The 9312-nt window shown below is 32.6% G+C and carries 7 protein-coding genes; all 7 read left to right on the top strand.

From position 1 onward, the window contains the following. Positions 1-101: 101 nt before the first annotated feature. The 7 genes from Q1A01_RS23270 to Q1A01_RS23240 all read left to right on the top strand — a co-directional run bounded on the left by Q1A01_RS23270 (position 102) and on the right by Q1A01_RS23240 (position 9040). Positions 102-1550 (top strand): hypothetical protein, encoded by a 1449-nt coding sequence (locus tag Q1A01_RS23270; RefSeq protein ID WP_299685870.1) that lies wholly within the window; start codon positions 102-104, stop codon positions 1548-1550. Between the two features lie 171 nt (positions 1551-1721). Next, positions 1722-2432: a hypothetical protein gene (locus Q1A01_RS23265; RefSeq protein WP_299685867.1), complete on the top strand. Its 711-nt coding sequence runs from the start codon at positions 1722-1724 to the stop codon at positions 2430-2432. Positions 2433-2566: 134 nt separating this feature from the next. Beyond that, positions 2567-3136: a hypothetical protein gene (locus tag Q1A01_RS23260; protein ID WP_299685864.1), complete on the top strand. Its 570-nt coding sequence runs from the start codon at positions 2567-2569 to the stop codon at positions 3134-3136. 570 nt (positions 3137-3706) lie between these two features. Continuing rightward, positions 3707-4054: a hypothetical protein gene (locus Q1A01_RS23255; RefSeq protein ID WP_299685861.1), complete on the top strand. Its 348-nt coding sequence runs from the start codon at positions 3707-3709 to the stop codon at positions 4052-4054. 212 nt (positions 4055-4266) lie between these two features. Then, positions 4267-5664 (top strand): 3' terminal RNA ribose 2'-O-methyltransferase Hen1, encoded by a 1398-nt coding sequence (locus tag Q1A01_RS23250; RefSeq protein WP_299685858.1) that lies wholly within the window; start codon positions 4267-4269, stop codon positions 5662-5664. Then, entirely contained in the window at positions 5654-8227 is a 2574-nt protein-coding gene (locus Q1A01_RS23245; RefSeq protein WP_299685855.1) for a polynucleotide kinase-phosphatase, read from the top strand. The genes Q1A01_RS23250 and Q1A01_RS23245 overlap by 11 nt, the downstream gene beginning before the upstream one ends. A gap of 237 nt (positions 8228-8464) precedes the next feature. Further along, entirely contained in the window at positions 8465-9040 is a 576-nt protein-coding gene (locus Q1A01_RS23240; RefSeq protein WP_299685852.1) for a hypothetical protein, read from the top strand. Positions 9041-9312 lie beyond the last annotated feature (272 nt).

Genomic DNA, 9312 nt, shown 5'->3' with positions numbered 1-9312 from the left:
TCGGAATTGCTAACGCCTATGCTAAACCGAAAAGTCTGTGTATATTAACCCGTAACTGACGGTTATACGAGACCGTTAGCAAACATTTGAAACCAAGATAAATGGATAACAACAATAAAGAAGTAATCATCACAGAAAACCACTCTGATATAGTTGAATCACAAGTTCAAAAAATAACAGAGTTTTTAGCTAATCTAGGTTTGCCTTCTGATAATATTATCGCGACAAATCAAGAAAGAGCTATAATTAATCAAACATTACCTAATTACATAAATCAACTTCCTTTAGAATTAAAAAAAGACGCTAGATATTTATCAAAGTTTGTTGTTGGTGCTGGTTTCGGACTTTTTGATTATGCTCTGAATTCAATTTGGAATGAAGTAACTTTAGCCTTAAGGAACAAGGCAATTACTTATGGACTGGACATATTTTTTGATGCTTCCGTAGGCGGAAAAATGAGAGAGCTTTACAATACAGAAGAAGATTTAGCAGGAATAAAGGATAACACACTTTTAAACACTTGTAAAAAACTAGAATTAATTAGTGAAACTACATACAAAAAACTTGCTCATATACTAGATATGCGTAATGATATTGGCATATCACATCCTACAAACTATACAATAAATGCATTTGAACTAATGGGATGGTTTCAAACTTGTATTCAAGATGTTTTACAAGATATGCCTTCCGATTCTGCAATTCAAGTTAAAGCTTTCATTGAAAACTTAAAAAACCTAGAAGAAACAATTGAAGATGACAAAGTAGAAAAAATTAAGGCACAAATTTCAAGTTTATCATCTTTACATTGCAGTAGAATATTAAGAACAATTTTTGGTTTATACGTTTCAGAGGAAAGTAGCCAGATTTTAAGGAAAAATATTTCCAAAATGATTCCAATTATTTGGGGTGCTTCAGTTGATAATGTTAAGCACAAAATCGGAATTATGCTTGAAGGTTATAACAATAATCTTCATACTAAAAAATACAAAAAAGGCTGTGAGTTTTTTGAAATAGCAAATGGAAATAAGTACAGGACAGAAAACGAAAGGATAATTAATTTAGAAAATCTTTCTAACGAATTAAGAGATGCTCATTATGCGTATGATAATTACTATCACGAAGTACCAATTATAAGAAAAATAATAACCTATTTTGAAGATTCAACGGACATACCAAATGAAATCGCCTTAAACTTAATTCACTCTGTAATGTTATGTAGAATTGGTCGTGGATTTAGTTTTAAAAATGGAGTTTCACCGACTGGAAGAGAGTATTATGACAAATTTTTCAATATGTTAAAAGATGATTTTATACCAATCTTTATATACCAATTATGTGAATATGACATTCAACAAAAGTTAGGAAGAAAAATTGCAATGGAACAAGCTCTTGCGATGATAACAGAAGTGAAACATAATATAATTAACGAACGATATATAGAGTCTTTAGACTATTTATTAGAAAAATTTCCAAAAACAGAAAAAGCAATTTTTAATACCGAATTTAAAAAATTAACAGGAGGATTTCTTGATTGGGAAAAAGAATAAAAACGTTTGCTAACACCGTATATAATTTATTGCTAGTTCTAGCCTACTTACGAAAATCCTCGCGGATTTTCTATTCGGTTTTTATTTGCTAAATTAGGTGCTTAAACCACGCAACAAACCATATACAAACACGTTAGGGTGCATTTGAACAACTACAAAAGATATTAATAAATGGAAAAGAAACCGATTTATACAATTTTATCTTTCCCGCCTGAAGAAATAGATAATATCCCAAAAAGCTATGGATGGAACACATCCGAAAAATTAGGACCTATACATAATGAATTAGGGTGGAGATTGGTCGACTTTTGTAGGATTCATCAGATAGTTTATCAACAGATAAATAAATCAAACAAAAAATTAGATGAAATAGAAATTGAACCATTTACAGAAAACCCAGCAGACATCGAGAATTTAGGAACTGCTCGCAAAATGAGTTGGTTAATTGGAAAAGAGTTTGAGCATAAACGAATTATCAATTTCGTCGACCATATGACTGTTGTTGGATTATGGGCTATTTGCGAACAATTTTTAGGAAAAATATACAGAGCATACATATCTGAAAAAGACAATATTGAAGAAAATACAATTTCCACACCGTACAGATGGAATGATTTTTTGAGTGGCTTTAGTGATAAAGGAATTGATTTAACAACCTGTGACAATTATTCTAATGCAAATGAATGTAGAGCATTAAATAATGCAATTAAACACGATCCAAAAGTTACCGAACGACTAACTCAATTTGACTATTTTGCAAATCATCTAAATAAGAATTTGGAAGAGATTGAATTAGAAATGCAAAGGTATTTGAATGGAGTTTCAGATTTTTTAGGAAGTCTGATAGAAAAAGGAAGTGAAATAATAAAAAACGCACCCTAACAATGTATAACCGCAATTACGACGGATTCGAGTACCTCCGAATCCACTCGAAATTACTAACGTCTGTGCTTAACCGAAAATTAAAGCATATTAACCCGTAACTGACGGTTATACGAGACCGTTAGCTGTAACCTATGAACAGAACCCTATACATATTTGCCTTATTATTTATTTTGATTAGTTGCGGACAAGTTTCAAACAAAGATGTAGCAAACAATCAGGGCATTTATGACTTAATGAAAGTCATTATAGATGAACAAGAACTGAATCTAAATTACGGTCTTAGAATAGAACCAGAAATAAATTTTGACTTAGCGAAATCTGATGAAGAAAACTTCAAATCTTTATTGTCTGTATTAGAATACGAAAATAAAAATAAAATAACGGACTCACTTAATTGGACTTATGAACTGAACTCTGAAAATTTACTTTCTGAGTTAACGAAACAAGATATTTCAGAAATGATTAAGCAAAAAGAAAAGTTGAAAGCTTTCAAATGGAATAATAGTGAACTTGGATTTAATCTTTCTAATAAAAATAACTGGTATAGTTTTTCAGTTCCACTCTTTTCAGAAGATAAGACTAAAGCAGTTATGATGATTAGAGATTTATGTCCTGGACTATGTGGTGGCGGAAAAACAATTTTATTCACTAAAAAAAATGAAAAATGGATTTCGAATACAGGAATAATATGGTTACATTAAAAAAAGGCTACAGCTAACAGTGTATATAAAAAATAGCGCAAGTCATTGCTAAAACTATGGTTTGGGTATATTTGGAAAGTCGCCAAATTTTTAAATTTGACCATTTCCAATAAAAAGATAAATAGCAAAATTTAAAAATTCGGCTTGTGATTAATCCGAAAAGTAACAGCTTATTTCCAGCGCTACTTTTCATATACGGAGCCGTTACCCAACATTTGAAAAACCACATTTGATAAATAAAATTACAATATCGGAATATGCATTAAAATTGATGAAACTGTTAAATATAGTTTATAAAATTTTGCTGATTCTGAATTTCTTGCCTCTAATTGTTTTTTATATTTTTGACAATAAACCGATTAAAGAATTAATAGGGTTTGGGTTTTTCTATATGGTAATTTGGGTTTTAATTCCTTGTATATTATTATCTACAAGTCTTTATATTTATAATCGAAAAAATATGATATTTAGAAGCCTTGATATGAAAAGACATTGGAAACTGGTTGCAATATCAATATCGTCTTTTGTCGTTGTTATAATTAATGGAATTATATATGTCAACCTATTTAAATGAAAAAAAGACCTATTTTGATTTCAGCAATAGTTCTGACCTTGATTGTGGAACTGATTTTAATAGTATTGGTTTATAATAAAGTGGGTAGTGAAAGACTTCCTTCCCAAATTGGACGACTGACTTTTCAACTGATTTTCATAATGTTGATTTTAACTCGGAAATCGAATGTTGGTTTGTTTATTTTATCTGCTTATCACATTGTTTCTGGACTTTCTGGGATGTACTCAAAAGGCTCAACTGAATTATTAGGACAAATATTAATTGGTTTTCATTTCATAATTGGAATTATAATATACTTTCACGACTGGATTGAAAATAAAATCGGAATAAAAAACGTTGGGTAACACCGTATATAATTAATGGCTAGTTTGAGCTTACTTACGAAAATCCTCGCGGATTTTCTATTCGGTTTTTATTTGCTAAATTAGGTGCTTAACCACGCCACTAATCATATACAATCCCGTTCTCTGCAAGCTGAAAAACCAACCGCACAAAAGCAAAGAGTGCTATCGCACACATTGCTTTTTTTGCCAACGCTAAAAATAAAAATGAATAAATGTTACTCAACATAACTACGACACATAAACCAGCAACTGACTTAGGGTATTTGCTGCATAAACATCCCGACAAATTGCAATCCATTGATTTGTCCATTGGAAAAGCACATATATTTTATCCTGAAAATTCAGATGAAAGAACTACCGCTTCTTTATTATTGGATATTGACCCAATTGATATGGTGAGAGGTGGCAGAAACTTATCTGGAAAAGGCTTTTCTCTTGGACAATACGTTAATGACAGACCTTATGTAGCTTCTTCATTTATGAGTGTCGCCATTGCTAAAGCGTTTTCAACCGCAATGAATGGTAAGTGTAGTAAAAAACCCGAATTAGTAAATATTAAAATGCCATTTGAAGTTACTATTTCAGTATTGCCTGCCCCAAAAGGCGGAGAAATCCTCATTCGAAAAATGTTTGAACCTCTTGGCTATAAAGTGGAATTAGAAAGACATATTTTGGACGACAAATTCGTGAATTGGGGAGACAGTAAATACTTTACATTAAAACTAAATCACACCACTACGCTTCAAGAATTGTTGTCTCATTTATACGTAATGATTCCAGCATTGGACAATGACAAACATTATTATGTAAGTCAGAATGAGATTGAAAAACTATTAGAAAAAGGAAAGGGTTGGCTATCTGACCATCCCGAAAAAGAACAAATTACAAGACGCTATCTTTTTAACCTCACTTCTCTTTCAAGACAGGCATTGGAGCGATTGAATGATGATGACGAATCAAAGGAGTTGCAGGAAGAAACAGATTCAGAGGAAGTAAAGAAAAAAGAGACTTTACATCAACAACGATTGTCATTGGTTTTGAGTAAATTAAAAGAATCAGGTGCAAGTAGCGTACTTGATTTAGGCTGTGGCGAAGGGAAACTCATTCGAATGTTATTAAAGGAAAAACAATTTAGTAATATAACTGGAATGGATGTTTCTTACCAAGAATTAACGAAATGTAAAGATAGGTTACATTGGGACGAAATGGCACCAAGACAAAAAGAACGAATCAATCTGTTTCAAGGTGCTTTAACATATAAAGACAAACGATTAGAGGGATTTGATGCAGCAGCAATTGTAGAGGTAATTGAACACCTTGACGAGAACAGACTAAAATCTTTTGAAAGAGTCGTTTTTGAGTGTGCTAAACCCAAAACAGTTATTTTAACAACACCGAACGGAGAATACAACGTACTTTTTGAAAATATGGAAGCTGATACAATGCGACATACCGACCATAGATTTGAATGGTCAAGAACAGAATTTGAAACTTGGGCAAAAAAAGTAGCAGAAACTAATAATTATAATGTGCACTTCTTACCTATTGGCGAGGAAGACAAAAAAGTAGGAGCACCTTCACAAATGGCAATTTTTGAATATGGAAATTAAAGTACCCGAATTATCATTAGTATTACTTATTGGTGCTTCTGGTTCAGGGAAAAGCACTTTTGCTAAAACGCATTTTGGTAAACACGAAGTCGTTTCTTCTGACGTGTGTAGAGGAATTGTATCGAATGACGAGAACAGTCAGAGTGCTACAAATGACGCCTTTGATGTACTGAACTTCATCATTGGCAAAAGACTAAAAAACGGACATTTAACAGTTGTTGATGCTACAAACGTACAAACCGAAGCCCGAAAAGGTTTAATTAATCTTGCAAGACAATATCACACCTTACCAGTTGCCATTGTTTTAGATTTACCTCAAAGAGTTTGTGAAGATAGAAATGAAAGTAGAGAAGATAGAAACTTTGGAAATCACGTAATAAGACAACAAAAACAGCAACTCAAAAGGTCGATAAAAGGACTTAAAAGAGAAGGCTTCAGAAAAATATACGTTTTAAAAAGTGAAGAAGAAGTAGATTCCATTTCTGGAATTATTAGAGAAAAACTCTACAACGATAAAAAAGAACTTCAAGGACCTTTTGACATTATTGGAGATATTCACGGTTGCTATGATGAAACAATTTCACTCTTAGAAAAATTGGGTTATAACATTAAATATGTTGACATTGATGGAAAGAATTACGGATTAGACATAAAACATCCTGAAAATAGACAAGTGATATTTTTAGGTGACTTAGTGGACAGAGGTCCAAATTCGCCAGCGGTTCTAAAATTAGTGATGAGTATGGTCAGAAGTGGTTCAGCCCTTTGCGTTCCAGGAAATCACGACCTAAAACTTCAAAAGAAATTAAACGGCAAAAATGTTCAGTTGAAACACGGTTTGGCTGAGACAATGGAACAATTAGAAAACGAAACGCCTGAATTTATAGCAGATGTTAAAGAGTTTTTATATAGCCTAATAAGTCACTACATATTAGATGATGGAAAGTTGGCTGTTGCACACGCTGGTATTAAAGAAGAAATGCAAGGAAGAGGCTCTGGTGCAGTTAGGTCGTTTTGTTTATATGGAGAAACTACGGGAGAAATTGATGAATTTGGTTTACCTGTAAGATACAATTGGGCTTCTGAATATAGAGGTAAAGCCAAGGTTATATATGGACATACACCTGTTCCAAAAGCAGAATGGCTTAATAAAACTATTGATATTGACACAGGTTGCGTATTCGGTGGAGAACTTACAGCCTTACGCTATCCCGAAGAAGAATTAATTTCTGTTAAAGCTGCTAAAGTTTATTCAGAACCTATAAAACCATTGGAGTTAGAAGTAGAATCTAACCTAAGTCATCAACAAGAATATGATGATTTATTGAACATTGATGACGTTATAGGGAAACGAATTGTGCAAACACGTCTTCGAAATAACTTGACCATCAGAGAAGAAAACTCCATTGCAGCATTAGAAGTAATGAGTCGTTTTGCCATCAATCCTAAATGGCTCATTTATTTACCACCCACAATGTCACCGTGTGCTACAAGTGAATTGCCGAACTATTTAGAACACCCTGAACAAGCTATCAATTATTATAGAAAAAGAGGAATTGAAAAAATAATTTGTGAAGAAAAGCATATGGGTTCACGTGCCATTTTAGTGGTTTGTAAAAATGAAGAGACTGTTTTAAATCGTTTCGGAATTGAAAATGAGGGAATTGGAATTTGCTACACAAGAACGGGACGTAACTTTTTTAATGATAGTAATATAGAAAAAGAATTTCTCGATAGAGTTCAAAAAGCATTAACCAAATCTGGATTTTGGGATAAATTCCAAACTGATTGGGTTTGTTTAGATGCAGAATTAATGCCTTGGTCTGCAAAAGCTCAGTCGTTATTACAAGACCAATATGCTTCTGTTGGTTCTTCCGCCAAAAACTCTTTAACAGCTGTTGAGCTAATACTTCAAAAGACAAAAGACAGAGAAATTAAAGATGTTGAAACTATTTTAGATAAATTTAGCTACAAGAAAAAAGCGGTGTCTAAATTCATTGATGCTTATAGAAATTATTGTTGGGATGTCAATTCTGTGGAAGATTACAAATTAGCACCTTTCCATATTCTTGCAACAGAAGGAGCTGTACACGTTGATAAAGACCATCACTGGCATATGGAGAACATCAAAGAAGTTTGCCTTGCAGATGAAAAAATATTTAGAATTACGCCTTACAAAGTTGTTGAGACGAATGACAATGAGAGTGTGCAGAAAGCTATTGATTGGTGGACTGAAATGACAGACAAAGGTGGAGAAGGAATGGTCGTTAAATCTTTTGGTTTCATTTCATATGGTAAGGAAGGTTTATTACAACCTGCCGTCAAATGCAGAGGAAGTGAATATCTAAGAATAATTTATGGCCCTGAATATGACTTACCAGAAAATATGCAACGACTCAAAAACAGAGGGCTGTCAAGAAAGCGTTCTTTGGCGTTGAGGGAATTTGCATTAGGAGTAGAAGGATTGGAAAGGTTTGTAAGAAAAGAACCTTTAAGAAGAATACACGAAAGTGTTTTTGGAGTATTAGCATTGGAAAGTGAAGATGTTGACCCAAGATTATAACAGCCAACGCAATTTACAGCACATTGCAATCCTCGTTCCTGCGGTTGCAAAGAGCTGTAAGCCAACGCTGAAAGAAACGAATGAAAAGAAAGCCAGCAGAGAACAATGTATATAAAAAATAGGCGAAATAGTAGTAAAATCAAGAGTCTTGGCTCTTATCAAACTTTGTGCTTAACCGAAAGTTTAGTGCTTCGGAATCTCCTACTTTTCATATACTAACCGTTACCAGCAATTAAAATGAAATACCCAAGTTTCAACGTAAAAGAATTCCTCATTCCTGAATTTACATTAGATTCTGGAAAAATGATACGATTTTGGGTTCAGATAGTGCCTGAAAAGGAAAATCAAACTGACGGGTATTGGGGAGTGAAAAAAATTTTTGAAATAATAGAAAATTATAACAGCCAGAATTTAGGAGTAAAAATACACTTGTGTCCTGGTAAATTAAAAATGAGTCTATTTGATTTCATTAAACCAATAAAAGTTGGTCAATATTTAGACAAGCTGTATGGACAAAAAAGTATTAAAATAAAAAATGATTTAAAAGCTTTCAATATTAAACCCGAATATACCTTAAGAAAAATGGGAAGAGCTGACCAAAAACTACTTTCTATTATTTGTGGAATTGGACAAAATGATAGAGTTGCATTTGATTTTTACGGATTTGCTCCTGACACTGAAGTTAAACTGTTGAAATATTTACAAAGAAAACTTAACGAAGGAAAGTCTTTATTAAGTTTTGACAATATGGAGTATAAAGACAAGACAATTGACCAAATGAATATTGAAAATCTAATAATAAAGAGAGCTTAAAAAAAAGCTGGTAACACTATATATAGCAAATAGGGCGGTTAAAGTTGATTCGAAAAGGCTGTGTTTGTTTGCCGTGTCGCCAAATCTTTTGATTTGGCTTTATAATGAAAAAGATAAATCAAAATGCAAAAGTTTGGCTTTAGTGCTTAATCGAAAATAATCGCTTGTCCTCTGCCCTAAATGCCATATATTTAACGTTACAGCCAATTATCCTAAACATTCTACAAATAGTCAAAAAAATTAAATGAGAAAAAAACTAAAAATTACATTTC

Origin of the sequence: uncultured Dokdonia sp. (genome assembly GCF_947492815.1) — a bacterium.
In the GTDB taxonomy this organism is placed as follows: Bacteria; Bacteroidota; Bacteroidia; order Flavobacteriales; family Flavobacteriaceae; genus Dokdonia.
The sequence above is the reverse complement of the archived record's forward strand: the minus strand, read 5'-3'. Positions and strand labels throughout refer to the sequence as shown.

Bases quoted from the DNA above. Each gene is read 5' to 3' on its own strand.
- Q1A01_RS23240 (WP_299685852.1), top strand. From the start codon at position 8,465: ATGAAATACCCAAGTTTCAACGTAAAAGAATTCCTCATTCCTGAATTT.
- Q1A01_RS23245 (WP_299685855.1), top strand. From the start codon at position 5,654: ATGGAAATTAAAGTACCCGAATTATCATTAGTATTACTTATTGGTGCT.
- Q1A01_RS23265 (WP_299685867.1), top strand. From the start codon at position 1,722: ATGGAAAAGAAACCGATTTATACAATTTTATCTTTCCCGCCTGAAGAA.
- Q1A01_RS23260 (WP_299685864.1), top strand. From the start codon at position 2,567: ATGAACAGAACCCTATACATATTTGCCTTATTATTTATTTTGATTAGT.
- Q1A01_RS23270 (WP_299685870.1), top strand. From the start codon at position 102: ATGGATAACAACAATAAAGAAGTAATCATCACAGAAAACCACTCTGAT.
- Q1A01_RS23250 (WP_299685858.1), top strand. From the start codon at position 4,267: ATGTTACTCAACATAACTACGACACATAAACCAGCAACTGACTTAGGG.
- Q1A01_RS23255 (WP_299685861.1), top strand. From the start codon at position 3,707: ATGAAAAAAAGACCTATTTTGATTTCAGCAATAGTTCTGACCTTGATT.